We start from the raw sequence: 26,581 nt of genomic DNA, 5'->3' as shown, positions 1-26,581 counted from the left end.
CGGTCGTCCCGAGAGCCGTGACCGGGGCCGGCTTTCACACCCGGAACCCACTTGCCCGCCGGACCCGTACGTATCGCGATGCGACTTCGCACATCCGCCGGCGAGCGGTCGAACGCGGTCTCCGAATCGGAATCGACGGCCGCCGCCCCGTCCTGGAAGCGTCTCGGCGGCCATCTCCTCACGGCGGTCGGCCTGCTGGCGTTCACCTACGCGGTCTTACGAGTCCTGGGGCCGCGTGAGGGCGTTCCCGTCCAGTCGGTCGACGACGTACGGGACGAGATGGAAGGTCCCGTCCCCGCTGCACTCCGGGACCGAGCCACCGACGCCGTGCCTGACGAGCGATCGATCGACACTATCCGGAACCGGGCCGGGGCTCCCGTTCCCGACGATCTCACGGGCATCACGATCGACGGTCCCGAAAGCGGGACATCGGAGACCGAACCCGATCTCGAACCCACCGACGACCGGTCCGACGAGGAGCTCACCGAGCGAGCCTCGTCGCACGTCCAGACGGACCCGGCGGAGCCGGGCGAAATGACCGTCGACGAGTTCGTCGACGACGCCCTCGTCGACGCCGATGCCGATAGCGATGCCGACGGGGAGGACAACGTCGAGTCCGAGGAGTGACGCCGCCGGCGACAGCGGCCGTCGACCGTCCGGCTCCGACTCGAGCGAGACCCTCGAGATGCCGGAAACGTGGCGCTTATCCGCCGGTCGGACCTAGCGCGTTCCGATGACTGACGGGGACGTCGCGGCGTTTACGCACCTCGGAGCGACGGTTCGTGGCGCACTCTCCGAACGCGGGTTTTCCCGACCGACGGCACCGCAGCGACTTGCGATTCCGCCGCTGTCGGCCGGCGAGCACACGCTCGTGATCGCGCCCACCGGGAGCGGCAAGACCGAGACGGCGATGTTGCCCGTCTTCGATCACCTGGTTGCCGGGGACGGTCCGCCGGAGGGGTTCGGCGCGCTCTATATCACCCCGTTGCGGGCCCTGAACCGCGACATGCGCGACCGCCTCGAGTGGTGGGGTGAGTACCTGGATCTCGCAGTCGACGTCCGCCACGGCGACACCACCGACTACCAGCGGAGCAAGCAAGCCGAGGACCCGCCGGACGTGTTGATCACGACGCCCGAGACCGTGCAGGCGATGCTCACCGGCGAGCGGCTTCGGGAGGCGCTCGCGGACGTGTCACACGTCGTGATCGACGAAGTCCACGAACTCGCCGCGTCGAAACGCGGTGCGCAGTTGGCGATCGCTCTCGAGCGGCTTCGGGACCTCGCCGGTCCGACCCAGCGGATCGGCCTCTCGGCGACCGTCGGCGATCCGGGAGAGGTCGGACAGTTCATCACGGGCGGCCGCCCCTGCGAGATCCGCGAGATCGACGTGGGCAGCAACGTCGACGTGACAGTCCGGGAGCCCGAGATCACCGAAGAAGACGAGCGCCTGGCCGGCGAACTGATGACCGAACCCGATACGGCCAGCCACGTCCGACTGATCCGCGATCTGGTCGCCGACCACGAGTCAACGCTGATCTTCGTCAACACGCGGCAGACAGCCGAGGCGCTGGGCTCGCGGTTCAAGGAACTCGACCTCCCGATCGGGGTTCATCACGGCTCGCTCTCGAAGGACGCCCGGATCGATGTCGAGGACCGGTTCAAGGCCGGCGAGATCGACGGACTGTTGTGTACGTCATCGATGGAGCTCGGGATCGACGTCGGACAGGTCGATCACGTGATCCAGTACAAGAGCCCGCGGCAGGTCACTCGCCTCCTCCAGCGGATCGGGCGGGCGGGCCATCGGCAGGACGCGGTCTCGAGCGGGACGATCGTCACGACGCGACCGGACGATACCTTCGAGGCGCTGTCGATCGCCCGCCGGGCCCGCGACGGCGAGGTCGAACCGGCGGCGATCCACGAGGGCAGTCTGGACGTGGTCGCCAACCAGCTGCCGGCGATCGTCCAGAGCCGCGGGGATACCGACGTCGACGAGGCCGTCGAGACCGTCACGCGGTCGTATCCGTTCCGGAACGTGGCTGAGGCGACGATCCGCGAGATCATATCGGAACTCGATCGCAACCGCATCCTGTGGTTCGACGAGGGCGAGGACCGCATCGAGACCACCGGCGGCACCTGGCAGTACGTCTACGCGAACCTCTCGATGATCCCCGACGAGGAGACCTACGAGGTCCACGACATCGCCTCGGGGGGCCAGATCGGAACCTTGGACGAGCGGTTCGTCGTCAATTTCGCCCAGCCCGGCGCGGTGTTCATCCAGCGGGGCGAGATGTGGCGGATCGCCGAGATCGACGACGCGGAGGCGCGGGTCAAGGTCAGCCCGATCGAAGACCCCGCCGGCGAGGTCCCCTCCTGGATCGGGCAGGAGATCCCCGTTCCCGCCGCAGTGGCGGGGGAGGTCGGCGAGATCCGCGCCGTCGCGGAGCCGCAGTTGGCCGCCGGGGCCGACGCCGCCGCGGTCGGCCGGGAACTCGCGGGCCGCTATCCCGCCGACGAGTACACCCTGACCGAGGCCTGCGCCCAACTCGAACGGCAGATCGAGGACGAGTCGCCGATGCCGACGGCCGAGCGGTTGGTCCTCGAGCGACAGGGGCGGATGATCGTCCTCAACGCGCCCTTCGGCCACGCGGCCAACGAGACGCTCGGGCGGATGCTGTCGGCGCTGCTGGGCCAGCGGGCCGGTTCTTCGGTGGGTCTCGAGACCGATCCCTACCGGATCGAACTCGAGGTGCCGAACGCGATCGCGACCAGCGAGGTGCTCGCGGTGCTCGAGGAGACCGACCCGGACCACGTCGAGACGATCGTCGAACTCGGGCTCAAGAACGCCGACGCGCTCGCGTTCCGGCTGGCGCAGGTGTCCGCGAAGTTCGGCGCGCTAAAGCGCTGGCAAACGCAGGGCTCGGGCCGGCTCTCGAACGACCGGTTGCTCTCGGCGCTCGAGGACACGCCAATGTACGAGGAGGCGATCCGGGAGGTGTTCCACGAGGACCTCGATATCGAGCGGGCGAGTGCGGTGCTCGAGGGGGTCCAATCGGGGGCGCTTGAGGTGGTGACCCACCGCGGCCGGACGCCGGTCGGACTGGGCGGTCGGTCGTCGGGCGGCAAGGAACTGCTCGCGCCCGAAAACGCCGACGCGAGCGTTATCCAGACGGTCAAAGAGCGACTTCAGAACGACCGCGTTATCCTGCTGTGTACCCACTGCACGGAGTGGAAGGTGAAAACGACGGTCAAGCGAGTAGCCGATCAACCCGAGTGTCCGGAGTGTGGCTCGACGCGGATCGCCTCGCTGAACCCGTGGGCCGACGAGGTCGTGCAGGCGGTCAGGTCCCAGGCGAAGGACGCGGAGCAGCGGGAGATGACCGAACGCGCGTTCCGGGCGGCGAGTCTCGTCCAAAGCCACGGCAAACAGGCCGTCATCGCCATGGCCGCCCGCGGGGTCGGTCCACACAACGCCGCCCAGATCATCAATAAGCTCCGCGAGGACGAAGCCGAGTTCTACCGCGACATCCTCTCGAAGGAACGGGAGTACGCCCGCACGCAGTCGTTCTGGGACTGACTGTCGGGGGGCCGTCTCCGGTCGCTGGATGACGCACGTCCTGCAGTTTCCCGTTCGCTGCGTTCATTAAAACGGAGCGGACCGTTGGCCCTCCCACAGCCTTCGCGTCAGGCTTCCGGCCACCGGGTCGCGGTAGCGCCGGTGACGCCCCGGTGGGACGAAGCCGTCACTGAACGACTGTGTCTTCGACGTCCGACGGGAGGATCACCTCGAGTTCGCCGGCCGATTCGAGCTCGGCGAGGTAGTCGACCGTCTCCGCGAGCGTCGACTCGGTGTCGTCGTCGAGTTCGCCGAAGGTGAGCGACGTGATGCCGCCGCGTTCGGCGGTGAGATCGAGTATCGACCGCGCCTCCTCGACATCGGGAGCGGTGACCCGCGAACAGAGGTACGGGTTCGCGGCGGCCCCCTGAGACGGGTAGCGACCGGCGAACGCGAGGTCGTGGTGTGCCGTGACGGCCTCGAGCGTCGCCTCGTTGTACCGCCCGTACGGGTACGAGAAGTACTGCGCACCGGACTCGAACCCCGCGTCCTCGAGCCACGCCACGGCGTCGCTGACCTCCGTTTCGGGGTCGCGACCCGACGAGAGGTCGGTGAGGTCGGCCCCGTGTGCGGAGTGGCTCCCGATCGTCCACCCGGCGTCGGCGAGTGCCGTCACCTGATCGCGAACGAGGTGCTCGCCCTCGTCGCTGTCGGCCTCGCGGATTCGCCCCGTCGTGAGGAACGAGACCGCCGGGAAGTCGTACTCCTCGAGGATCGGGAGTGCGCGCGTGTAGTCGGTCTCGTAGCCGCCGTCGAACTGGAGCATGACCTGCCCGGTCTCCGGCGCGTCGACGAATCGGAGGTCGTCGACCCACACCGCTCCCTTGTCGTCTTCGCCCGTCCAGCGGATGATTTGCACCTCGTTCACGGCGCTCAAATCGGGATCGCCGTCGATGGTGTCGATTCCGAAGTTACACTGCACGAGCGGCGTGTCGGTGTGGATGCGCTGCCGGAAGTCGATCCGGTCGCCGTCCTCGTTGAGTAACTGGACGAGGATATCGGCCTGCTCCTCCGTCGCCAGCGCCAGCGCGGGACGGGTGCCCGAGAGATCGCGGGGCGTTGTGAGTTCCCGAACGAGTCTGACCTGATCGTCCCCGTCACCCGACTCGAGCCGCGCGGATTGGGACCCGGTGTACGATCGATCGGCGTCCGCCGAGAGGGTCCCGATCGGAACGTCCCACTCGGTGATGTCCTCGAAGTCGTCGAACGCGTTAGCCTCTGCTCCGTCGTCGGACGCTGTTCCGTCCTCGGCGTTCCCGTCCTCTGTGGTCTCGTTCTCTGCCTCTTCGGTGCTCGAACAGCCGGCGAGCGCGACCGCCGCGGCCGCGCCGAGGTACGTTCGTCGGTCCATTGATGGCGACCGCTTGCGACACGAAGCGACCCATTGTTATGCTCGCTCATCAGCGGTCCCGTCGGTGCTGTAGCGGCGGGAAAACCCGGCCCGCGGTGGCGGAAGACGCCGGCTATCGGGACGGTACGGCCGACCTACAGTCGCCGCGACGGCGAGTCCGCGGTGCTCGCACGGCGCTCCTGCGAGCAGGTGACAGTGAGTCGGCGGCCACGACCGCCGCACCGATCGGCGACCGGTCGCCATCCGTGGAGTCGATCCCCGGATTCCGCGCTGATGGACTGCACGCGGTCGACGTACGAGCGAGGCCGAGTGAGCGTTCCGTAACGGCCATACGATTCGATCTCGTCGATTCAGCCATGAACTTCGCGCCGGGGGCCTGGAAGTACGCCATCCTTCCCCTGCTCGCTGCCCCGTTCGCCATCTTCGTCAGCGTCACGGCGAGCCTCGTCGCGCTCGCGGTCGGTGCCGGGACGCTCGCGTTCTTTCGCGATCCCGAGCGCACCCCGCCACCGACGGGCGTCGTCTCGCCGGCCGACGGCACCGTCTCCGTCCTTCGCGAGGAGGGCGACCGGGTCCGGCTCGGCGTCTTCATGAACGTCTGGCACGTCCACGTCGTCCGCGCCCCATTCGCCGGCCGGGTCGCCGATGTCGAACACGTCGCCGGCGCGAACCGCCCCGCCTTCTCGAAGGAGTCCGACCGCAACGAACGCGTCCACGTCCGCCTCGAGACCGAGTCCCCGAACCTGCCGGCGACCGTCGAGGAGTCGGACGCCGAGGTCACGCTGATCGCCGGCGCGTTCGCCCGCCGTATCCATCCCTACGCCGAGCCCGGCGACGACCTCGAGCGCGGCGAGCGGATCGGCCACATCGCCTTCGGCAGCCGCGTGGACCTGCTGTTTCCGCCCGCAGTCGACATCGATGACATCGCAGTCGAGACGGGTGATTCGATGACCGCCGGCGAAACCGTGGTGCTCGAGTCGCCGGTCGGAACCGGTCTCGATGACGGCCGTGCGTAGCGGCCGAGTGCTCGCTGCTTGCCTCCCCAGTGACCGAGCACCGCACCGACGCGCGCTCGATGCGAGCGATAAATTCCCCACCGGAAACAGTAGGTATAAGTAACAACAGAACAACCATTAACACGGAGGCCACGTCTCCGAGAGGGGCGTACGAAAACGCCCCGGGTGCTGGAACACCCGAGACTGGCTTCCAAATCCCCCACGAGGGATTCCGGAAGCATGATTCCGTTCATTCTACCGGGATATAAACATCCCGCACGACAGCCGAATCGCCAGCTACGATTAGCCTTCGGGCTGCCTGCAGCAGCCTCCCCGCCGTTCCCAGCGCCCTTCGCGTCGCCTTCGGACTCGAGGGGTGAGCGCGATGGGTGACGCGTCCGACGGGAGCGACGCCCTCGACGCGAACGGCGGCTCCGACGGGGGCGACGAGCCCGATGCGAGCGACGACGGCTCGTGGTCGCGTCCCGAGTGTCCCAGTTGTGGCGAGCCCGTGACGTTCGTGACCGCCAGCGGCCCCCACACGGGATCGGTCAGCCCCTGTGGCTGCTCGGTCCCGCCCGGCCTGGTATCGCGCGCCCGCGGCGCGTCCGAGCACGGCGGGCCGAACGAATGACCACCCCTGCGGACGAGCCCCCGCGGCGGTGTCTCGAGTGTGGCGCGGCGATCGCCCGGCGCGACCCGCTCGTCGGCTGGTGGCTCTGTGACGACTGCGAGCTCGCGTTCGACGACGACGGCGAGCGGCTCACCTGACTGGCTCCCGTCGCGGGCGCTCTCCCCGCCCCTCGGTGACGACCTCGCGGCCGAGCGGCCGCGAATATCGTGGGCAACGAGATATTTCCCGCGGGAAAGCTCCCGTTCACTCCGCCCGACTGCGGGCCGCTCGTGAGACGGCCCGAAACGGTGGGGCCGATATTTGCATCGTCGCCGGCACGGGTGACACACCACGTGAGTTCGATGCCGAACCCGCCCCCGTCCCAACAGCGATCCGGCGAGTCGAGTCCGCCAAGCGACCGCCGCGACGATGACCACGGCGCGCTCGAGCGCGCCGTGCCGGGACTCGCGTCCCCGATTCGCGCCGCGGGGTTCTGGACGGCCATCGCCATGCCGGTGCTGTACCTCCCCCTGCTCGCGACCGGGCTGTCGTCCTCGCTCGACTGCGCGCTGTTCCTCGGCTTGCTGGTCGCCAACCTCCTCGCGCTCTACGTCGGCCACGCACATCGCCAGTAACGGCGCGACTCGTCGTCGGCCGGCCGCCCACCGGACCGGCGTGGCCCGTCTCCGGCGGCTCACTCGCTCGAGCCGAGCGACCGGGCGGAGCCGACTTCCCGCCGAATCGCTCGCCGCTTGACGAGGAGGAAGCCGACGGCGATGAGTGCGAACCCGGTCAGCGTCGCAGTATCGACGATTTCGTCCAGGTAGAACCAGCCGACGACCGCGGTGACGATCGGCGCGACGTAGGAGACCATGTTGATCTCGACGGCACCCAGTCGCTCGAGCAGGTCGAAGTAGATGAGGAAGCCGACCGCGCTCGCGCCCACCGATAGGTACGCGAGCGCGCCGATCGCCTCGGGAGTGGTCCACGCCGCTGGCTCGATCGGCTCGCTGATCGCGACGCTGACGAGGTGCATGACGAGGGCCCCACCGAGCATCGACCAGGCTTCCATCGTCTCGATCGGCAGCGAGGCGTCGAGACGACGGGTGAGGACGCTGCCCAGCGCGAACGCGGCCGCGGCACAGAAGACGAGCCCCTTCGCTACCGAGCCGGTCGCCAGGAGGTTGGCCGGATCGGGCTGGACGATGACGCCGACACCGACCAGCCCGATGACGACGCCGACGATGCCGACCGGCGAGAGCGCGTCCGAAGGCACCAACAGCCGCGCGAACCCGGTACTCAGGACCGGCGAGAGACTCACCAGGATCGCCGCCGCCGCGGCCGTCGTGTTTTGCTGCCCGACGAACAGGAACGCGTGATAGGCGGCGATCAAGAGCACGGCCCCGACGGCGACCTGCATCCACTCGAGTCGGCCGCGGGGTAGCCAGTGCTCGACGGCGTAAACCGCGTAGCCGAGCATCAGGAGGCCGGCGATATCGTAGCGCAGCGCCGCGAACAGGACCGGCGGAATGTAGGCGAGACCGGCACTGATCGCGACGAAGGCTGATCCCCACAGCGTTGCGAGTGTCAGGAAAAGTAGCAGGTTTCGATAGCGGCTCACGAAGGCTATCTCGATAGGGACCCCCTATGCGTTACGGTTCGACGCGAATTCGCCGGGGCGCGGTTAGCAGTAGTTGCTAGCACGATTTCTTTATTCAGATGGGATCCTGAAACTGAAGCTACCGAAACGGTACGTGCAGAGGATGTAGTCAGCACAGCGGCTTCGTTACTTACAGACCCCCGCTCTACTGAATCAGCCGCGTAACGCCCCTGCTTACACCCTCTAACCGAAAATTGGCTTCAGGGACTTTTTCACTCGTTGTGGAGAACGGTTCGGATATGTTCGGCCCTCCATCCGACAGCGCGCTGGTACGCCGATACTACCTCTACCGGGCTACGCTTTCAGTCGGATTCATAACGCCGATCTTCACCCTGTTTCTCCTACGGTCCTTAACATTCACGCAGGTCGGGGCACTGTCGGCGTTATATTCAGTACTGTCGGTCATCGGTGAGGTGCCAACAGGCTACGTCGGGGACCGGCTGGGGCGGCGCGTGAGCCTCCTGCTAAGTGTGCTGTTCACTGTCGGGTCACTAGCGGGCTTCATCGTCACCGAGGGGTTCTTCTGGTACATGTTCCTCTACGCACTGTGGGCGTTAGCGCTGACGTTCCGGTCAGGGAGCATGGACGCATGGTTGTATGATACCCTTGACGAACGCCTCGACACGAATCAATTCAGCCATGTCCGGGGCCGGGGCGATGCAGTGCAGAGTTGGACCGCAGCAGTTTCGATGGTCGGTGGTGGATTGCTGTACGGGATCGAACCTACCTACCCTTTTATAGTGGCGGTCACATTCAACAGTCTCGGCTTCGTTGCTCTACTCTCACTGCCGAAGAACCGCCAGTACGCCGCCCATAGCGACGCGGAGGCGGACTGGCTCAGCCCGCTAGAAGCCATTTCTGTCGTCCGCCACCATCTGGCCCGGCCGCCACTGCGGTCACTAGTATTGTATCTCGGGCTGTTCTATGCTGTCGTTGGTATTGCTAACACCTACGTCCAACCGATGGCCGTCGAGACACTCACCCCACACGCCGCCAGGTTCGGCATCCGGATTCCCGCAGGTGGTGCGACCACGGCGGCGCGTTCAGGCGAAGCAGGTGCGGCACTTGCCCTCGGCCTTGGCGTAATGTACGCTTCCCTCACCGCAGTTGCCTCAGCGGGCGGCTACTATGCCGGCGTGATCGAGGACCGTATTGGCGTCCGGAAGGCCATGTTGGCCGTGCCGACCGTAATGGCTGTCGCGCTCGTGGTGCCGCTGTGGGTTGCGCTGTTTGCGCTTCCGGCGTTCGCGGCGATGCGAACCGCGAAGCCACTAGTACAGCCAATTGCCAACGGATACATCAACGACCACGCCGAGGAGATCGGCCGGGCAACGCTGCTCTCCGCGGTGTCGATGTTCTACATGACGCTCCGGGCGCCGCTGGCGCTTGGGGCCGGTATGACGGCCGATGCGACCACGGCGACCACGGCAATTGCGGTGCTCGGCGGTCTGTTCCTCGCAGCTGGCGGTACGGTGTGGCTGCTCGGCGAGGTCGCACCCGAGGCAGAGACCACCGTGGAGGAACGGTCTGACTCTCCGACTTCATAAATCGTTTAAGAATGGTCAATAGCCGTCAGGGATTCCTCAGTGCTAACTACGCATATGTACTGAACAGACGTTCATCTCTACCACAGACTAAAGAAACCGTATTGGGAACTACTGCTAGCTGGGGCTACGGACGGGAGACGAACGACGGCGGTCGGATCGGGACGAACGGGAGCGGCTCAGAGCGGGGGTCGTTCCCGGAGTTCGGACTCGGCTTCGGTCTGTCTGAACTGCTCGAGCAGTGGCTTGATGTCCTCGAACCCCTCCGCCAGCACGATATCGCCGCTCCGCAGGTCGTACTCGATGATGTCGTAGTCCTCGAGCCGCGGCAGGTGGTTGTGAACCAGTGAGACGTAGACGCGCTGTCGCACTTCCTTGTCGATCGCGTCGGCGCGTGCGTCGAGTTCCCAGGCCGCGACCTGAGCGATGAGGTCCTCGAGGTTCGCGGAGCGCTCCCCCGCGAGCTGGTAGAGGAGAAACCGGCGTTCTGACTCCGCGAGAAGGGAACAGGCCGCTTCCATCCGATTGGCGCTCGTCTGGTCCATACATCGTTTTAGCATCCAGTGGTATTACCCCTGCTGCCAACACAGATTGGGTCCGGATCGCCCGGCCGAAACGCACACCTATTCTGGGTCCCAGATTCGGCGAACAGAGTCGTTATCTGTTCGGTTTACGGACCATCAGTTAGCCACGATGACGGTTCGTTTCGGGAGATTAGTTATCGAACGAGACTGTCCCACACAGAGTGCTCACCAGGGCTACAGTGTCATTTGTTATCTCGGACGACATAATTAAGTAGATAACCGGCCTACGGCCATTCATGGCCGCTCACGGCCGGCCCGCACTGCGGGATCTGTTCGACGAGTCGCCCACGCCTCACATCGCCCATCCCCCTCGGACCCATCACCGTGACTTCTACGTCGCTACCGACGGGTCCTTCCGCGGCTCGGGCGGTGGGCTGGGTGCCGTTATCGAAACGCGCGACGGTACCCGCGTCGCACGCGTCGCGACCGCGGACACGCCGCCGGATAACAACGTCGCGGAGTACCGCGCCCTCCACCTCGGACTTGACGTCCTCGCCGCGCGAGCGCCGCGAGACGCCGCCGTCGGCGTCCTCATCGATCACGATGCGCTCGCCAGTAACGTCAACAGCGCCATCCTCGCGACACAGCACCCGGACGGCAAGTCGCCGCGGCCGGTTTCCGTCCCGACCGCGACGGAGTACCACTGGCGCGGCATTCGAGCCCGACTCAGCGGCTTCGACGAGGTGCGGGCCGCACGGATCGACAGCGATCAAAACCCCGCCCATCCGCTCGCGAACGCGCCGAACCAGTACCGGCACGTCAACCGCGAACCCGACCGCTGTGTCCTCCCCGAAGCCCCGGAGCCAAGCGCCGGCGAGTTCCCGCCCCCGTCCCGAGCCGATCGTCACAGCGGTGGCAGCGGTCGCGCTTCCGACTGATCGCCGACGGCACCGTCCCGATCGCGATCGAGCGGAACCGCCATCGTTTTCTCACCGCTCGAGCAAGTCGACGCCGATGAGCCTCCGCGTCGCGGTCGCCGCCCCGTTCATCCAGAACGGGACCCGTCAACTCAAGGAAAACGAGTTCGTCGTCGCCCTCTCGCTCGATCGGGACTGGTTTTCCCCCGATCAGGCCACGCGGCTGATCGACGTCGCCACCGGCGAGGGCCTCCTCGAGCGCGGCGACGACGGGCTCGCGGTCACGTTCGATCTCAGCGAGGTGACGGTGCCGGAGGAGTTCTCCCCCGATGAGGACCTCCTTCAGGAACGCTCGGCGTTCGAACGCGTCCTCGATTCGCTGGTCGCCGAGGGCGCGGAGAAACAGGCGGCGGTCGGTGCGATCAACACCCTCCAGCAGGAACTCGGGCTGACCATCGAGGCGGCCGCGGTGGTCTACGCCCGCCGCGAGGGGATCGACGTCGACGAGCTCGCGCCGGTCGCCCGAGCGGCCGTCCTCGACACCGAAGACGGTTAGTCTCGCCGTCCCGACCGCCAGGTATGGTCGAGGAACGGATCACCGACGGTCGCCGGATCGCCGAACTCCTCTCGAGCGAGGTCGACGGCCGCGAGGACGGCTCACTCGCGGAGTACGCCGTCACCAACGCCGATCGAGATGTCGAGCCGACGGCCGACGGCGCGCGCGCCTACGACGTGACTCGCCGCGACGAACGAATCGCTCGCGTTTTCGTACACGATGACAGAGCCCACCTCGAGTTCGAGGCGGGACAGGACATCGCGGCAGCGGCGGCAGCCGATGCCGACCTCAGGGTACGGCCGAAGGCGACGCAGCCGCCGAAAACGCTCGTCTTCGTCGAGAGCGGGGCCGCGGTCAAGCGAGCCACGGACGTGTTCCAGACCGTGAGCCGCCAGCTCGCGGAACGCGACGCGTAGCCGCCGGCTCGCGAGCTGGGGCGCGTGCCGGTTCGTGGCGGTTAGCACGTCAGTCGAGCGTGGCGACGATCTCCGGCAACCGCGCCGCGATGTCCGCCTGCTCGACGTGGGCGCTGGCGCGGGGATCGGGGTCGGGACCGTCCGCGAGCAGCACTTGAATCGCCCGCAACCCGGCCTCGGTCGCGCCCCGTACGTCGGCCTCGACCTCGTCGCCGACGTAGACCGCGTCGCCGGGCGCGACGCCCAACGCGTCGGTAATCGCCGCGAACGCTCGAGGATCGGGTTTGCCGGCCTCGAGTTCACCCGTTACGAGCGCGGCGTCGAAGGCGTCCTCCCAGCCCAGCGTCTCGAGTTTGTGCCGCTGGGCGCGGACCGGGCCGTTGGTGAGCAGTCCGACCCGGTACGCACCGCGGAACTCCGCGAGCATCGCTTCGACGTCCGGCAGCGGCTCGAGGGCGTCGGCGATCGTCTCGCGGTAGGCCGTCGCGACGGCGGCCGGGTCGGCGTCGCTCTCGCTGTCCGCGAGCAGATCGGCGAAGATCGGCTCGCGCGTCTCGCTGGTGAGGTTTCGGCGGTGGGCCTCGAGGTACGACTGCCGGGTGAACGACGGCGCATCCGTCGCGGCCGTGGCTTCCTCGAGAATGGTCGCCCGATCCCGTCGCGGGACGGCGAGCGTGTAATCGAGATCGAAGACGACCGCTCGTGGCATGGGTATGACAGGGGGCTCGAGCCGGTTGAAGCTATCCCTTCCGCCCGCTCGGTCGTCGCCCGTGGGAGTGTCGGTCCCGTCAGGCGACGCAACGGCGAGGGACTACTCCGTCAGTCCCTCGATGAGGAACTCCGCGGAAGCGAGGTTGGTCGCGAGCGCCGTGTCGTGGACATCGCAGATCCGGAGCAGTGCTGAGATATCGGGCTCGTGGGGCTGGGCTCGCAGCGGATCGCGGAGGAAGACGACGCCGTCGAGAGCCCCCTCCGCGACCTCGGACCCGATCATCAGGTCGCCGCCGAGCGGTCCCGACTCCTTGCGTTCTATCTCGAGGTCGGTCTCGTCTCGCAGCCGCTGTCCCGTGGTCCCGGTCGCGATCAGGTCGTACGCTCGCAGCTGTGTCTCGTGTGTCCGTGCGAAGTCGATGAGGTCCGCTTTCTTTTCGTCGTGGGCGATGAGCGCGACGCGCGTCATACCCGTCCCTCATGCTCGGGGAAGATAAGCGCTGCTCCGTCCCAAGCGCAGTCGGGTGGTCCGGGGACCCTCGAACCCGGCGTCGGATGCCGGCCGAAAGCAGTTCGAATCAGCGACCTATTTTTGTCCGCGGCGACTGAGCACTGGGTATGACAGACCCGACCGAATCCGGGGAGCAATCGGCGAGACACGTCTGGTCGGCCGGTCGCTATCCCGCGATGGCCCCGAACATGCTGCCCGCCATCGCACGGCTGATCAACGTCGCCGGTATCGATCCGGGCAACCGCGTCCTCGATGTCGGTTGCGGGACGGGCAATGCCGCGCTGACTGCCCGCCGAGCGGGCGCGGCGGTCGTCGGCCTCGACCTCGCCCACGACATGCTCGACCTCGCCCGCGAAAACGCGAGCCTCGCGGGCTACGACGACATCACCTGGCTTGCCGGCGACGCCGAAACGCTGCCCGTCCCCGACGACGCGTTCGATGTCGTCCTCTCGAACTTCGGCCACGTGTTCGCGCCGGATTCGACCCGCGCCGGGGCGGAGCTTCGCCGCGTAACCAAACCCGGCGGCCGGGTCTGTTTCACCGCGTGGTCGCCCACCGGCGTCGTCGGGGACCTCACCGAAGTCCTGACCGATCACGTCGCCGACTCGCCGAGTGACCCGTGGTCCCACCTCGAGTGGGGCGACCCCGACTTCGTCCGCGAGCAGTTCGCCGGGGTCGCCGACTGCTCGTTCCAGCGTCGGCTGCTCGAGTTCCGGTACGCCACGCCCCATCACTTCTGGCGCGAGTTCGCTGAGGAGTCCGGTCCGCTCTCGCCCGTCCTCCGGCGGATGGACGACGACGACGCGCGGGCCGCGCTCCGCCGGGACGCCGTCGCCGCGCTCGAGGACTGGTTCGGGGACAACGCCGTCCGCGTCGAGTATCTCCAGGTACGGGCCGTCGTCGACTGAGCGGACGGGCAACCCGCTCGAGAGTCCCCACTGAACCGGTCGCCGCTCCGACCGGGAGCACCGATTGCGAGTCGGTCCAGCCCGCCAGCGCCCGATCGCGGGCGACGCAGACGGAAGCGTTTTTCCGGCGCGCTCGTACCATCGGAGTAATGACGGCTCTCAGCGCACACCACGTCGGGCTCACCGTCGCCGATCTCGAGGAGACGCTCGCGTTCTACCGAGACGTGCTCGACCTCTCGGTCATCGATCGGTTCAGCGTCGGCGGCGAGGCCTTTGCCGACGCCGTCGCCGTCGACGGTGCCAGCGCCGAGTTCGCGCATCTCGAGGCGGCCGGGACCAGGATCGAACTCGTCGAGTACGACCCCGAAGCGCGGGGCTCCCCGACGGCGGGGCTCAATCAACCGGGCGCGTCACACGTCGGCTTCGCGGTCGACGACCTCACGTCCTTCGCCGAACGCCTTCCCGAGGACGTGCCGACGATCAGCGAGCCGCGGACGACCGAGAGTGGAACCACGATCATGTTTCTGCGCGATCCCGAGGGGAACCTGATCGAAGTCCTCGAGGCGTAACGCGTCTCGAGCCGTCGGCGGTAGCGGATGCCGTCTCGGTGTCCGTCGGCCCCGATTCGTCCGTCAGCGGCGAGCCGACCGGGACCGTCGGCGGGACCCCCGTGCGGTCGGCCGAGCGGATAGCAACCTTTTCGACCGTCGCGGTGCCAGTCCCGCCATGAACTTCTTCGACCGACTGCACGACCGCATTCGAACGGTCGACAGCGTCGTCTCCGTCGGACTCGACCCCGACCCGTCGCGCATCCCCGACCACCTGCAGGAACACGACCTCCCGCGGTGGGCGTTCAATCGCCGTATCATCGACGCGACGCACGATCACGCCGCCGTCTTCAAGCCGAACGCGGCCTTCTACGAGGACCCCGATGGGTGGGCCGCGCTCGAGGAGACGATCGCGTACGCCCACGGGAAGGACGTGCCGGTCCTAGTAGACGCCAAGCGCGCCGATATCGGGAACACGACCCGTCAGTACGCGCAGTTGCTCGAAACCGCCGACGCGATCACCGTCAACCCCTACATGGGCCGGGACTCGCTCCAGCCGTTCCTGGCGAACGAGGAAGCCGGCGTCTTCGTCCTCTGTCGGACCTCCAACCCGGGCGGGGCCGACATTCAGGACCTCGAACTCGAGACGGGCGAACCGGTCTACGAGCGGGTCGCGGCGCTGGCCGACCTCTGGAACGAGAACGACAACGTCGGCCTCGTCGTCGGCGCGACCCAGCCCGAAGAACTCGAGGAGTTGCGCGAACAGGTGCCGGAGCTGCCCTTCCTCGTCCCCGGAATCGGCGCACAGGGTGGCGACGCCGAGGCGGCAGTCGAGTACGGGCTGGCCGACGGCGTCGGGTTAGTCAACTCCTCGCGCGGGATTATCTTCGCGGGGGAAGACGACGGCGAGGAGTTCGCGAGAGCGAGCGGGCAGGCCGCGAAACGACTGAAGAAGCGACTCAATCAGTACCGAGAATAACACGCTGTCGGCTGCGTCGCGCTCGGGAATCGGTTCGTCGGCCGCCGGTCAGATCAACTCGTTCATCCGAGGAACGCTTGGAAGTCCTCCACCCCGGCCTGATCCGCGAGACCCCGAAGCGTTCCGGTCGCGAGTTCGCCGTGCAGCGGAACGGTGACGGAGCGCGTGTCACCCGTCTCGGGGTGGACGGGTTTCAGTTTGACGTGGCTCTTCGTCCGCTCGAGGACAGGACTCGACGACCCTCCCCGCGATCCGCCCGTCGACGACCCGACCGACGATCTCGACCGTCACCGGCTCCGGCGGCGGCCGCTCCGCGAGTCCGTCCAGTCCCTCGACGACGGCGATGTCCATCGGGCTCGAGTCGTTTGGATGGGCCGCGACGAGGACGCCGTCGCGCTCCTCGAGGCGGAGGCGATACGTCTCGCCGACGCCCAGCGCTTCGCCAAGCAGGTCACGGATCGTGGTCATCGGGGCGGTGTGGTCGGCCGGGCGACGGCTCAAAACCGGTTGATCTCGACGTCGTCGTTCCCGGGACCCGGCTGGGCCTGCGAGGCGCAGTCGGCACACAGACCCGTCGTTTCCGTGAAGTGTACCTCGCACACGAGCGTGCCGCAGTTGGCACACCGGTCCGTGGCGGGACGGGATTCACAAATCTGACAGAGGCCGCTGACGCTCATACCGTCCATAGGCCCTCGAGCGTCTTGAAACCGTCCCTGATTGGTGTCTCACCGCCGACGCGAGGTGCGTCGAGCGCGATTCGACGGCCAGTCCCATCGGCGAGCTGCCGGTTTCGTATCGACGCGTAGTACCCCCATGACACATATTGTCAATGTACGGGAAGGCTTTTGCCATGTGACCCACTACCAGCGGATATGAGCCGTGACCGGGCTCTCCTCGAGCGGGCCCTGGACCGTGGCGAACAGGACGGTGGCAACGTCGAATTCAAAGAGCGATTGTCACGGGACGTCCACCTCGAGGGTGGACGGCGGGAGAGCCTGGCCGCGCAACTCCGACATCGACTCCTTTCGGGCGACGGCGAGGCGACGTACGTGGTTGGCGTCACCGACGACGGCGGCCTTGCCGGGATCGATCCCGAGACGTTTTCCGAGACGATGGACGTTCTCTCGCTGCTCGCCGAGGAGGCCGACGCACACATCGAAGACGTCCAGACCTGGGGGATCAACGAGGGACTGGTCGGCGTCGCACAGGTCCGCGAGGGCGGCGTCCTCGAGACGGACGACGAACACGTCGTCGTCGGGACGGCCGGCCACGTCGACCACGGGAAGAGTACGCTCGTCGGCTCGCTGGTGACGGGCAAACCCGACGACGGGGACGGTGCGACCCGCGCGTTCCTCGATGTCCAGCCCCACGAGGTCGAGCGCGGCCTCTCCGCCGACCTGTCCTACGCCGTCTACGGCTTCGACGACGAGGGGCCGGTCCGGGTTCGGAATCCGAACCGCAAAGCCGACCGCGCCGCGGTCGTTCAGGAGGCCGACCGACTCGTTTCCTTCGTCGACACGGTCGGCCACGAGCCGTGGCTTCGGACGACGATCCGCGGACTCGTCGGCCAGAAACTCGACTACGGACTGCTGGTCGTCGCCGCCGACGACGGGCCGACCAGAACGACCCGGGAGCACCTCGGCGTGTTGCTCGCGACCGACCTCCCGACGATCGTCGCGATCACGAAGACCGACACCGTCGACGAGGACCGCGTCGAGGAGGTCGAACGCGAAGTCGAGCGCCTGCTCCGGGAGGTCGACAAGTCGCCGCTCCGGGTCAGCCGTCACGGCGTCAACGCCGCCGTCGACGAGATCAGCGAACGGGTCGTCCCGATCGTCGAAACCAGCGCGATCACGATGGCGGGCCTGGAGACGCTGGACGAACTGTTCGATCGACTCCCCAAGACTGCCCAGGATACCGGCGAGTTCCGGATGTACGTCGATCGGAGCTACTCGGTGACCGGCGTGGGTGCGGTCGCCTCCGGCACCGTCATGGCCGGGGAAGTCGAGGCCGGCGACGAACTCCTGATCGGCCCGATGTCCGACGGTCGCTTTCAGGAGGTCGAGGTCCGCTCGATCGAGATGCACTACCACCGGGTCGATACGGCACAAGCCGGCCGGATCGTCGGCATCGCGCTCAAGGGGATCAAGGAAAGCGCCATCGAGCGCGGCATGGTCTTGCTTCCCCGGGATGCCGACCCCGACCCTGTCCGGGAGTTCGAAGCCGAGATCATGGTGCTCAACCACCCGACCCGGATCGGCGAGGGGTACGAGCCCGTCGTTCACCTCGAGACGATCGGGGAGGCCGCGGCCTTCTACCCCGAAGACGGCCGGCTCCTGCCGGGCGATACGGGCACGAGCACCGTCCGGTTCAAGTTCCGTCCGTACCTCGTCGAGGAGGGCCAGAAGTTCGTTTTCCGGGAGGGCCACAGCAAGGGCGTCGGGACGGTCACCGACGTATCCCCGATGGAGTAACTACCCGGAGTCGCAGGGGCAACTCCGGTTTCGGTGCCGAGCGGACCACACGCCTGCGCTTCGTTCGCGAGCTGATCGCAGTCTGCCAGCATTTGATCCATAACACGTATACATTAGACGGGGCTAACTCGGAGTATGATCGGTGGCGTCACTGACCAACATCGCTCCATCATCGGTTGCTACGCATGACTGGCTGGCTCGAGGTTTTCGTCGCCGCGTTCGTCCTGCAGCTGTCGGTGCTTCCCGGCGAGAAGGTCCAGTTCATCATCGCGGGGCTGTCGACCCGGTACGATCCCCGGATCGTGGTCGCCGCTGCGGCGAGTGCGTTCGCCGGCTGGACGGCCCTCGAAATCGTCTTCGGGGCGGCGATTCAAGGCGCCCTCCCAGAGGTCTACCTCGATGCGATCACGGCGGGGCTGTTCCTGCTCTTTGCGGTCCTGCTCGTTCGATCGGCACCCGAGGGCAGCCGGCGGCCGGCCGTGACGAACGGCGGTGCGGCGACGGCCGCGGAGATCGACGTTTCGATCCGCGGCTACGACCTGCCGCCGTATCTCCGCGGGTTCGTGCCGATCTTCGCCCTGATGGCTATCGGGGAGTTCGGCGACAAGACCCAACTCGTCACGATCGGGCTCGCCATTCAGTACGGTGCTCACCCTGCGATCTGGGCCGGCGAAATGCTCGCGATCATTCCCGTGAGTGCGGTCAACGCCTATTTCTTCCACAGGTTCTCTCATCGCTTCGATGCCAGACTCGCCCACCTCGCCGGCGCGGGGCTGTTCCTCTTTTTCGGGCTCGATACGGTGTTGCAGATCGTGACGGACATTTCAGTCTGGGAGACGATCATCGACGCGATCACGTCCGTCATCCTCGGGTTTGCCTAAGAAGGCGTCGCGTATCGCCGTGCGGTCCGTCCGCCTCGCGCCGCTCTCTCGACGGGCCGGGTCGCGGAATCGACGGTCAGTGGGACGCCTCGCCGCGTTTCTACTGCAACCCGGCCGTACGGCTCGCCGCCGCCGGACCGATCGAAACCAAAGTTGGTATGTTCACCTCGGTTCCTGAACTAAGACAAGATGGTACAGACGAGCGTTATCGGTTGCGGAAACATGGGGAGCGCCCTGATAAAGGGGCTCTGGCGGGCCGGGAATCATACGGTAATCGCGTGTGACCTCGATCCCGACGCACTCGAGTCGGTCGCCGACTACGTCGACCGCACGACATCGGACGTCTCGGAAGCGGCCGAGTCGGACGTGGTTGTCGTCGCGGTGAAGCCGGACATCGTCGGCGCAGTGCTAGACGATCTCGACCTCACCCCGGAGCAGACGCTGCTCTCCATCGCTGCGGGCGTCTCTACCGACTACGTCGACGCACGGACCGATGCGAACGTCGTCCGGATCATGCCGAACCTGGCCGCCGAGACGCGCGATATGGCGGCGGCCGTGACCGCCGAGGGCATCACCGACGAGGTGCGGACGCTGCTCGACGACGTCGGCGAGTTCGCCGAGATCGACGAGCGCCAGATGGACATCGCGACCGCGGTCAACGGGAGCGGTCCCGCCTTCGTCTTCTATCTCATTCAGGCGATGGCGGAGGCGGGCATCGAGGGCGGCCTCGACGAAGCCCACGCCGAGACGCTGGCCGCACAGACGTTCAAAGGGGCAGCCGAGACCGTCCTCCGGTCGGACCGAGACATCGAGGACTTGATCGACGCCGTCTGTTCGCCAAACGGGACGACCATCGAGGGCATGGACGTCCTCTGGGACAGCGACGCCAAGGCGAGCGTCGCCGAGGCGGTGGCGGCGGCCGAAGAACGGTCGGAAGAACTGGCGGCCGAATTCAACGATGAGTAAGGGACTCGAGGAGGCGACCGTCACGGAGGCGCGACGGCTCGCGGCCGACGCCGACCGCGTGGTCGTCAAGGCCGGGACCAATTCCCTGACCGATGACGATTCGAACCTCGACGACGGGAAACTCGACAAACTCGTCGACGACATCGAGGACCTCCTCTCGCGGGGCAAGGACGTCATCCTCGTCTCGTCGGGTGCCATCGGCGCGGGGACGGGCCGGATCGAGCAGTCGAGCGGGACCGTCGAGGAGTCCCAGGCGCTCTCGACGGTCGGCCAGAGTCACCTCATGCACCGCTACACCGAGAGCTTCGACCGGTACGACCGGAAAGTGGCCCAACTCCTGCTCACGCAGCACGACCTCGAGAACCCCGAACGGTTCACGAACCTCCGGAACACCGTCGAGACGTTGCTGGACTGGGGCGTCGTCCCGATCATCAACGAGAACGACGCCGTCGCGACCGCGGAGATCCGGATCGGCGACAACGACATGCTCTCGTCTGCGGCGACCATGGGCGTCGACGCCGACCTGCTTGTCACGCTGACCGATGTCGGCGGCGTCTACACGGGCAACCCGAAGGAAGACGACGACGCCGAGCGCATCGAGGCGGTCGGCACCAACTACGACGAGGTCCAGCGGATCATCGGCGAGACCACGTCCGACGGCTTCGGCGGCATCCAGACGAAAGTCGAGGGCGCACGCGATGTCAGCGAACACGGGATCCCGGCCGTCATCGCGAAGTCCACGGATCCCGACGTGCTCGAGCGGATCGCTACTGCAAAGCCCGTGGGGACCATATTCGTCCCCATCAACGGTGAACGATGACTGAAACTGACATCGAAGCCGACGTCGAGGAGGCACAGCACGCGGCCCTCGAACTCGCGAAGCGCTCAGACGAGGACCGGAGCGAAGCGCTCCACGCCATCGCCGACGCGATCGACGCCCGCACCGACGAGATCCTCGCTGAGAACGAGACGGACGTCGCGGAGGGCACGCGGCTGCTCGAGGCCGGGGAGTACACGCAGGCGCTGGTCGACCGGCTGAAACTCACCGAATCGAAGATCGAGGACATCGCCGAGATGGTCCGCAGCGTCGCCGAACAGGACGACCCGCTGGGTCGGACGCTCTCGGCCAGGGAACTCGACGACGACCTCGAACTCTACAAGGTCGCCGTCCCGATCGGCGTCGTCGGAACGGTCTTCGAGTCCCGCCCCGACGCGCTCGTCCAGATCGCCGCGCTCGGTCTGAAGTCGGGGAACGCGGTCATCCTCAAGGGCGGCAGCGAGGCGCTGCACTCGAACCGAATCCTCTTCGAGATCATCGAGGACGCCGCGGCCAACGCCGGGATCCCGGACGGCTGGGCCCAGCACATCGAGGCCCGCGAGGACGTCGACGCGCTGCTCGAGATGGACGAGTCGATCGACCTCCTCATGCCGCGGGGGAGTTCCGAGTTCGTCAGCTATATCCAGGACAACACGAGCATCCCCGTGCTGGGCCACACGGAGGGGATCTGCCACGTCTACGTCGACGACGCGGCCGACCTCTCGATGGCCGAGGACATCGCCTACGATGCCAAGGTCCAGTACCCCGCGGTCTGCAACGCCGTCGAGACCCTGCTGGTCCACGAGGACGTCGCCGAGGCGTTCCTGCCGACGATCACCGACCGCTACGAGACCGCCGACGTCGAGGTCCGCGGTGACGAACGCACCCGCGAGATCGTCGATGTCGCGGCCGCGACCGCGGCCGACTGGGACACCGAGTACGGCGATCTGATCGTCTCCATCACGGTGGTCGACTCGCTCGAGGCAGCGATCGATCACGTCACGACCCACGGCTCGAAGCACACGGAATCGATCGTCACTGAGGACGCCGACCGCGCGAGCACGTTCATGCGCAGCATCGACTCGGCGAGCGTCTTCCACAACGCCTCGACCCGCTTCGCCGACGGCTACCGGTTCGGTCTCGGCGCGGAGGTCGGCATCAGCACCGGCAAGATCCACGCCCGCGGCCCCGTCGGACTCGAGGGACTGACGACGTACAAGTACCATCTCGAAGGCGACGGGCACCTCGTCGCGACCTATGCCGGCGAGGACGCCAGACCGTACACCCACGACGAGTTCGACGGTGATTGGGTCCCCGGCCACCTGTCCGAGGAGTAATCGGTTCCGTCGAGGGCACCTCATCGCGTCGTCGGGGCCGCCGCCTCGAGTTCCGTTTCCATCGTTGGTTTATCTGTGTAGAAAAATGCGGAATGTGATAGGTGGCGCGGGTAGTACGAAAACGACCCTGATATCGATCAGCGGTCCGAACCCGCACGGCTGGGTTCATCCACGAGACGGAACCGTCTTTCTGCCTACGGGATCTGCGGTAATAGTGGCCGGGTAACCGGCTCGTAACCCGGTTTCTCCTGTGTTACCATACACCCGGTAACACATCATTCAGATACCCTTTTTCGCTTCGTCGGTGTTTGTCGTACTGTACGGAGCAGTCGCTCCGTGCAGTGAATATCATGTATAAGATAACAGATGCACTCCGGCTCGCGCTTATCGCCGCGATCGGGATCGGACTCATCGTGGGGATGGCCGGACCGGTAACTGCACAGGACGACGGAGATGACACGGACGACGACAATGGTGTGGACGCTGCCAATGGTGTCGATTTCGAAGAGAACGGCGTCGAACTCGATGCCACGTCCGATAGTATCGAGTTCGAAGACAACGACGGCACCGATCTCGAGGTCGATTCGGACAGTAACATCGACTTGGAGACGCCTGAGGGTGTCGAGCTCGAAACGAGTGACGACGGCTACGAACTCGACGGTGCTGGTCTCGATTACGAGGGCGAAGGCGACGCTGATATCGAGACCGAGACCGACGACGGCGAGGAGGTCGAGTTCGAATTCAGCGATGGGGAGGTCGAAGACTTCTCCGTCGGAGACACGGAGATGGAGCTCTCCGACGGATCCCTCGAGTACGAGACCGAAAACATTGACCTCGAAGTGCAAGACGGGACGGTCGAACTCGAAACCGAGTCCACCGACCTCGAAGAGGAACTGTAACCCGACCCCTCACTTTTCCTTTTACCTGTCGGCGGCTGTTCGCGGGGAGCCGAGAGTACTGTTTCCGCCGACACGAATTCTTTACGCCCCGTCATGGTGGGATTTATAACCAGCCCGTTGGAGTGTCCGATAGTATGTATCCAGGATACTACATCGCCGCGGAGTCTGCGTTACTACCGGTCTTGGGGCGGCTAACCCGGGGTTACGGGAGTCGGTTTCGCTGACCTCTATCCGGAGCGAATTGACGGAGACAAGGGCTAATACGGTACCCGGTTGACCGGGCGGTCGGGGACGATATTCGCGAGTTGCCGTTTCGAGAACGGAGTCGTCCGGATGCCAACGTCCCTTGTTAGGTAACTATGAAAGAAAACCTCCGACGGATGATCGATCAGCATAGTGATGAGCCCTGGTGTCCGGTGACGGCAACGATCCAGATAATGGGGAACAAGTGGGACCCGGTGGTCATCTATCGGTTATTGGAACACGGCTCCCTCCGGTTCAGTGATCTGAGAAAGTCGACCAGCGGCATCTCGAGTAAGTCGCTCTCGAAGTCGCTCAAGACGCTCGAGGAGAACCACCTGATCGAACGGACGGTCGTCAGCGAACGGCCCCATCACGTCACGTACAGATTGACCGATCACGGCGAGGCGATCGAGCCGGTTATTCGCGCGATGGAGGACTGGGGCGACGAGTACCTCTGTTCGATGATCAAAGAGACGAAACGCGGCCAGGAGCCGACGGAGCGTGACCCCTGATCGCGGACCGGAGCCGTGGCGTTTCGTCCCAGTAATCGGACACCCGTGTTCGTCCTGGCATTTCCTGCCCTCGAGACACTACCACAGCTCACGCCTCGGATGGCCGTGGCGGCCGGTATCCGGTCCCGTCTCGCTCGGCCAGATCGAACACCACGGCCCACTCGAGGAGTCGTTCGATCCGTTCGCGGCGGTGGGTCGTGGCGCGACTCGGTCGCGGTCGGCCGTCGGTGGTTCGTCGTCGCTCCTGGACCGCATCGACGACCGCCTCGACTGTCCGTGGGCCGTCGGCCCGCTCGAGCACGGTCAGTACCGTCTCGGCTCCGTAGACGCGGTCGCGAAACGCCCGCCCGAGGTCGTCCCAGTCGAGGTCGTCCGGGGTGTCCGACTCAGTGCCGGAACTCGCCGCGCGACGGCGAAAGCCCGCCGGGTCCTCGCTCGCGACCTCGAGCGCGCGCAGGAAGGTGAGCCACGTCGCCGCCGCCTCGCGGGTCTCGAGGGGCGTCTCGTCGACGAGTCGCTGACAACAGTCGTCGACATCCCCGGCGGTCACGGGGAGGACTCGCCGGACCGTCGCGAGGAGCGTGCGGTCCGCGGGCGGTTCTGGAACTGGCTTGAACTGCACGACTACAGCCCGAAGGAGTCGACGAGGAGGTCCTCGTCCGTCTCGCCGTGGACGTACGTCGGACCGCCGACCACGTCGACCGTCACCGAGGCAGGCGCGAAGAGATCCGAGGGCACCTCGGAAAAGTCCCAGTCGAGATCGTCGAAGACTGCACCGAACGGGCGACCGTGATCCGCGGCGGCCGTGGACGGAACCGAGTCGAAACAGTCGCTGTCCTCTCGGACGGTGAGATGTGCTCGCCCGCCGTAGGCGATGGCGTCGTTCGTCCGGGCGATGGCCGTCCGCTCGTCGCCCGCGACGGGCGCGACCGGCGCGCGCCCGGTCGCGGAGATAATGTCGAGGGGATCGTAACCGAGTTCAGCGAGTCGGAACGTCGCGAGTTCGGCGGCACGGGCGGCGTTCGTGATGCTGCCGGCGAGGCTCGCGGTCGGATAGGCGAGCAGGAAGACGCTGCTCGTCTCGACCTCGGCGCGCTCGGCGACGTGCTCGGCGACGGATTCGGTCGGATCCGCCTCCGTCTCGATCGCCAGTGCCGTCAGGTCGAAGGCGTCGGTGTAGCCGATGCGGCGGAACTCCTCTTCTTCGGCCACCAGCGCCCGGGCGGGACCGCTACCGAGCCCCTCGAAGTCCTCGGTCAGCACCTCCCAGCCGGCCTTCTGGGAACAGAGCAGCGAGAGCGCCGGCTGGTCCGTCGATAGTTCGACGTAGGGAACTGAGGCGTCGCCGAGTTCGCCGAGCTCGTAGCTCGGTGTCGCCATCCCCGCGGTCTGTATCTCGGTCAACAGCAGCCCCGATTCGATCCCGCCGTCGAACTCGAGCCCGAAGTCCAGAACCGTCGCGTCGTTCTCGAGGTCGTAGCCGCCGATATTCAACTCCTCGGCGTAGTCGAGGGCCTCGTCGACCAACTCGATCGCCATGCGATTGAGACTTTCCATGCCCCGTGGTTCAGCCTCCGTGGTAAAACCGTTTGTCCGTTGGCGTCTGACCGATGGCTGACACATGGCGGCTCCCCGTGTGGCGACGGTACAGCCCGCGTCTTCGACGTCCCCGTCGGTGATGCCGCCCCACCCGTCGCGGGCGACCGCCCAGCGGGGCTAGCAGCGAGTCCGTCCGCACCTGCGGTTAGGCGTCGCGGCTGGTGGCCGGCCGCCCGAGGTGCTCTTCGACGACCGTGACTTTCTCCGAGGCGTCGATGTCTCGCGTCCGTTTGTCGTCGATCTTCAGGACCGTGCTCACTCGGTCCCCATCGACGGCATCGTGGGCCGCCTGCGCGGCTGCGAAGAGTTCGTCGGTCGTTTCGGCTTCGATTACCGTCCCCATCGGATTCGTCTCGTAGGAGACATCGAACTCCTCGAGTGCCTCGACTGCCTTTGCGACCTCGCCGGCCATGCTGTCCTCTATTACCGGTGCCACGCTCAGTAGTGCGACGACTGTCATAGTGAGTATTGATCGACGACAGGACGTAAAACCGTTTCATACGGACCGCAGTCCACACGCGGTGACAGCGTAGTTTGGAGAGGCGCATCGCTCACGGGCCGTGAAACGGTCGGCGGAAAACGATCAGGGCGACTGCGTGCGGTGGGTGACTGACGCGGTGTCAGTTTGTGGTCGGCGTTCCGGGTGTCTCCGCGGGCGGGTAGATGATGACGTCGCCGTTCGCGTAGACGTACACCTCGTGTTCCAGGGCGGTGAAGGCGATGTGCCCCCCCGTTCGTTCCGTTCCGTCGGCCTTTTTGCTGAAGATACGGTCGAGCGCGTCCGGGTCGACGCTGTCGTACAGGGAAAACTCCCCCTGGGAGACGTCGGTGTCCGCGATCGACGCGAGCGCGTGGACGATCGTCGTCGTAATCGTCGCGGTACCGTCGGTATCGTGGTGGAAGACGTAGCGGTCGTTGGGCTGGTCGTACTGGAGATCGTCGGTGCCGTCCGCGGATGTAAGTTCAGTCTGCATTGCTATGTCTGATCGTTCAATCGTGTATTGTAT

The 26,581-nt window shown here is 66.3% G+C and carries 32 protein-coding genes; 20 read left to right on the top strand and 12 right to left on the bottom strand.

What is annotated here, in order from left to right:
- The first annotated feature begins 78 nt into the window (after positions 1–78).
- Both C486_RS06675 and C486_RS06670 read left to right on the top strand, forming a co-directional pair.
- Positions 79–627: a hypothetical protein gene (locus tag C486_RS06675; protein WP_008454460.1), complete on the top strand. Its 549-nt coding sequence runs from the start codon at positions 79–81 to the stop codon at positions 625–627.
- Positions 628–733: 106 nt separating this feature from the next.
- Complete coding sequence (locus C486_RS06670; protein ID WP_008454458.1) at positions 734–3,574, top strand: DEAD/DEAH box helicase; 2,841 nt, start codon at positions 734–736, stop codon at positions 3,572–3,574.
- 166 nt (positions 3,575–3,740) lie between these two features.
- Here the strand turns inward: C486_RS06670 and C486_RS06665 are convergent, their stop codons facing one another.
- Positions 3,741–4,964, bottom strand: a complete 1,224-nt coding sequence (locus C486_RS06665) for a polysaccharide deacetylase family protein (protein WP_008454457.1) — start codon at positions 4,962–4,964, stop codon at positions 3,741–3,743.
- Positions 4,965–5,320: 356 nt separating this feature from the next.
- Between C486_RS06665 and C486_RS06660 the strand changes: the two genes are divergently transcribed.
- From C486_RS06660 to C486_RS06650, 4 genes are all read left to right on the top strand, one after another.
- Positions 5,321–5,980 carry a protein sorting system archaetidylserine decarboxylase gene (locus C486_RS06660; RefSeq protein ID WP_049910222.1) on the top strand — a complete coding sequence of 220 codons (660 nt, stop codon included), beginning with the start codon at positions 5,321–5,323 and terminating at the stop codon, positions 5,978–5,980.
- 364 nt (positions 5,981–6,344) lie between these two features.
- Positions 6,345–6,593 (top strand): hypothetical protein, encoded by a 249-nt coding sequence (locus tag C486_RS06655; RefSeq protein WP_008454452.1) that lies wholly within the window; start codon positions 6,345–6,347, stop codon positions 6,591–6,593.
- Positions 6,590–6,730 (top strand): hypothetical protein, encoded by a 141-nt coding sequence (locus C486_RS21620; protein ID WP_008454450.1) that lies wholly within the window; start codon positions 6,590–6,592, stop codon positions 6,728–6,730. Before C486_RS06655 ends, C486_RS21620 begins: the two co-directional genes overlap by 4 nt.
- Before the next feature lie 204 nt (positions 6,731–6,934).
- Positions 6,935–7,207, top strand: coding sequence for a hypothetical protein (locus tag C486_RS06650; protein WP_008454448.1), 273 nt, complete (start codon positions 6,935–6,937; stop codon positions 7,205–7,207).
- A gap of 59 nt (positions 7,208–7,266) precedes the next feature.
- On the opposite strand, the gene C486_RS06645 is transcribed toward C486_RS06650, so the two are convergent.
- Positions 7,267–8,193, bottom strand: a complete 927-nt coding sequence (locus tag C486_RS06645; RefSeq protein ID WP_008454446.1) for a DMT family transporter — start codon at positions 8,191–8,193, stop codon at positions 7,267–7,269.
- 278 nt (positions 8,194–8,471) lie between these two features.
- Here C486_RS06645 and C486_RS06640 point away from each other — a divergent pair, with 278 nt between their 5' ends.
- On the top strand, positions 8,472–9,779 hold the full coding sequence (locus C486_RS06640; RefSeq protein ID WP_008454445.1) for an MFS transporter: 1,308 nt from the start codon (positions 8,472–8,474) through the stop codon (positions 9,777–9,779).
- 176 nt (positions 9,780–9,955) lie between these two features.
- Here the strand turns inward: C486_RS06640 and C486_RS06635 are convergent, their stop codons facing one another.
- Entirely contained in the window at positions 9,956–10,321 is a 366-nt protein-coding gene (locus C486_RS06635) for a DUF7344 domain-containing protein (protein WP_008454443.1), read from the bottom strand.
- Positions 10,322–10,596: 275 nt separating this feature from the next.
- On the opposite strand from C486_RS06635, the gene C486_RS06630 reads away from it, so the two are divergent.
- The 3 genes from C486_RS06630 to C486_RS06620 all read left to right on the top strand — a co-directional run bounded on the left by C486_RS06630 (position 10,597) and on the right by C486_RS06620 (position 12,189).
- A complete protein-coding gene (locus tag C486_RS06630; RefSeq protein ID WP_008454441.1) occupies positions 10,597–11,238 on the top strand; it encodes a hypothetical protein in 642 nt (213 codons plus the stop codon).
- Between the two features lie 76 nt (positions 11,239–11,314).
- Positions 11,315–11,773, top strand: a complete 459-nt coding sequence (locus C486_RS06625) for a DUF2240 family protein (protein ID WP_049888520.1) — start codon at positions 11,315–11,317, stop codon at positions 11,771–11,773.
- Positions 11,774–11,796: 23 nt separating this feature from the next.
- Positions 11,797–12,189: a hypothetical protein gene (locus C486_RS06620; RefSeq protein ID WP_008454437.1), complete on the top strand. Its 393-nt coding sequence runs from the start codon at positions 11,797–11,799 to the stop codon at positions 12,187–12,189.
- Between the two features lie 49 nt (positions 12,190–12,238).
- On the opposite strand, the gene C486_RS06615 is transcribed toward C486_RS06620, so the two are convergent.
- Both C486_RS06615 and C486_RS06610 read right to left on the bottom strand, forming a co-directional pair.
- Complete coding sequence (locus C486_RS06615) at positions 12,239–12,898, bottom strand: HAD family hydrolase (protein ID WP_008454435.1); 660 nt, start codon at positions 12,896–12,898, stop codon at positions 12,239–12,241.
- A 102-nt stretch (positions 12,899–13,000) separates the two neighbouring features.
- Positions 13,001–13,369, bottom strand: coding sequence for a methylglyoxal synthase (locus C486_RS06610; protein ID WP_008454433.1), 369 nt, complete (start codon positions 13,367–13,369; stop codon positions 13,001–13,003).
- 149 nt (positions 13,370–13,518) lie between these two features.
- Here C486_RS06610 and C486_RS06605 point away from each other — a divergent pair, with 149 nt between their 5' ends.
- The 3 genes from C486_RS06605 to pyrF all read left to right on the top strand — a co-directional run bounded on the left by C486_RS06605 (position 13,519) and on the right by pyrF (position 15,846).
- Positions 13,519–14,319 carry a class I SAM-dependent methyltransferase gene (locus C486_RS06605; RefSeq protein WP_008454430.1) on the top strand — a complete coding sequence of 267 codons (801 nt, stop codon included), beginning with the start codon at positions 13,519–13,521 and terminating at the stop codon, positions 14,317–14,319.
- Positions 14,320–14,468: 149 nt separating this feature from the next.
- Positions 14,469–14,888 carry a VOC family protein gene (locus C486_RS06600; protein WP_008454428.1) on the top strand — a complete coding sequence of 140 codons (420 nt, stop codon included), beginning with the start codon at positions 14,469–14,471 and terminating at the stop codon, positions 14,886–14,888.
- A 157-nt stretch (positions 14,889–15,045) separates the two neighbouring features.
- The gene (pyrF, locus tag C486_RS06595) at positions 15,046–15,846 is read left to right on the top strand and encodes an orotidine-5'-phosphate decarboxylase (RefSeq protein WP_008454424.1); all 801 of its coding nucleotides are present in this window, start codon (positions 15,046–15,048) and stop codon (positions 15,844–15,846) included.
- Between the two features lie 62 nt (positions 15,847–15,908).
- On the opposite strand, the gene C486_RS20885 is transcribed toward pyrF, so the two are convergent.
- From C486_RS20885 to C486_RS22225, 3 genes are read right to left on the bottom strand one after another with little or no spacing between them, the layout of a single operon-like run.
- A complete protein-coding gene (locus tag C486_RS20885) occupies positions 15,909–16,043 on the bottom strand; it encodes a type II toxin-antitoxin system HicA family toxin (RefSeq protein WP_152419132.1) in 135 nt (44 codons plus the stop codon).
- Positions 16,015–16,314 (bottom strand): hypothetical protein, encoded by a 300-nt coding sequence (locus C486_RS06590; protein WP_008454422.1) that lies wholly within the window; start codon positions 16,312–16,314, stop codon positions 16,015–16,017. The genes C486_RS20885 and C486_RS06590 overlap by 29 nt, the downstream gene beginning before the upstream one ends.
- 29 nt (positions 16,315–16,343) lie before the next feature.
- Positions 16,344–16,523, bottom strand: a complete 180-nt coding sequence (locus tag C486_RS22225; protein ID WP_049888519.1) for a hypothetical protein — start codon at positions 16,521–16,523, stop codon at positions 16,344–16,346.
- A gap of 195 nt (positions 16,524–16,718) precedes the next feature.
- On the opposite strand from C486_RS22225, the gene C486_RS06580 reads away from it, so the two are divergent.
- The 7 genes from C486_RS06580 to C486_RS06550 all read left to right on the top strand — a co-directional run bounded on the left by C486_RS06580 (position 16,719) and on the right by C486_RS06550 (position 23,975).
- Positions 16,719–18,320, top strand: coding sequence for a GTPBP1 family GTP-binding protein (locus tag C486_RS06580; RefSeq protein WP_008454418.1), 1,602 nt, complete (start codon positions 16,719–16,721; stop codon positions 18,318–18,320).
- Between the two features lie 185 nt (positions 18,321–18,505).
- Entirely contained in the window at positions 18,506–19,201 is a 696-nt protein-coding gene (locus tag C486_RS06575) for a TMEM165/GDT1 family protein (RefSeq protein WP_008454416.1), read from the top strand.
- A 189-nt stretch (positions 19,202–19,390) separates the two neighbouring features.
- Entirely contained in the window at positions 19,391–20,167 is a 777-nt protein-coding gene (gene proC, locus C486_RS06570; protein ID WP_083866006.1) for a pyrroline-5-carboxylate reductase, read from the top strand.
- A complete protein-coding gene (gene proB / locus C486_RS06565; protein WP_008454413.1) occupies positions 20,160–20,987 on the top strand; it encodes a glutamate 5-kinase in 828 nt (275 codons plus the stop codon). The genes proC and proB overlap by 8 nt, the downstream gene beginning before the upstream one ends.
- Positions 20,984–22,321: a glutamate-5-semialdehyde dehydrogenase gene (locus tag C486_RS06560; protein ID WP_008454411.1), complete on the top strand. Its 1,338-nt coding sequence runs from the start codon at positions 20,984–20,986 to the stop codon at positions 22,319–22,321. The genes proB and C486_RS06560 overlap by 4 nt, the downstream gene beginning before the upstream one ends.
- Before the next feature lie 350 nt (positions 22,322–22,671).
- Positions 22,672–23,220, top strand: a complete 549-nt coding sequence (locus C486_RS06555; RefSeq protein ID WP_008454409.1) for a hypothetical protein — start codon at positions 22,672–22,674, stop codon at positions 23,218–23,220.
- A gap of 359 nt (positions 23,221–23,579) precedes the next feature.
- A complete protein-coding gene (locus C486_RS06550) occupies positions 23,580–23,975 on the top strand; it encodes a winged helix-turn-helix transcriptional regulator (RefSeq protein WP_228371042.1) in 396 nt (131 codons plus the stop codon).
- Positions 23,976–24,063: 88 nt separating this feature from the next.
- Here C486_RS06550 and C486_RS06545 read toward each other — a convergent pair whose 3' ends face one another.
- The 4 genes from C486_RS06545 to C486_RS06530 form a co-directional block, all read right to left on the bottom strand.
- The gene (locus tag C486_RS06545) at positions 24,064–24,597 is read right to left on the bottom strand and encodes a hypothetical protein (RefSeq protein WP_008454405.1); all 534 of its coding nucleotides are present in this window, start codon (positions 24,595–24,597) and stop codon (positions 24,064–24,066) included.
- A 2-nt stretch (positions 24,598–24,599) separates the two neighbouring features.
- A complete protein-coding gene (gene mch, locus C486_RS06540) occupies positions 24,600–25,532 on the bottom strand; it encodes a methenyltetrahydromethanopterin cyclohydrolase (RefSeq protein WP_008454403.1) in 933 nt (310 codons plus the stop codon).
- A gap of 187 nt (positions 25,533–25,719) precedes the next feature.
- Positions 25,720–26,034, bottom strand: coding sequence for an MTH1187 family thiamine-binding protein (locus C486_RS06535; protein ID WP_008454401.1), 315 nt, complete (start codon positions 26,032–26,034; stop codon positions 25,720–25,722).
- A 160-nt stretch (positions 26,035–26,194) separates the two neighbouring features.
- The gene (locus C486_RS06530) at positions 26,195–26,548 is read right to left on the bottom strand and encodes a HalOD1 output domain-containing protein (protein ID WP_008454398.1); all 354 of its coding nucleotides are present in this window, start codon (positions 26,546–26,548) and stop codon (positions 26,195–26,197) included.
- Positions 26,549–26,581: the final 33 nt, after the last annotated feature.

The sequence above is a fragment of the Natrinema gari JCM 14663 genome, assembly GCF_000337175.1.
GTDB lineage: Archaea > Halobacteriota > Halobacteria > Halobacteriales > Natrialbaceae > Natrinema > Natrinema gari.
This window is presented reverse-complemented; position numbering and strand designations above follow the sequence as displayed.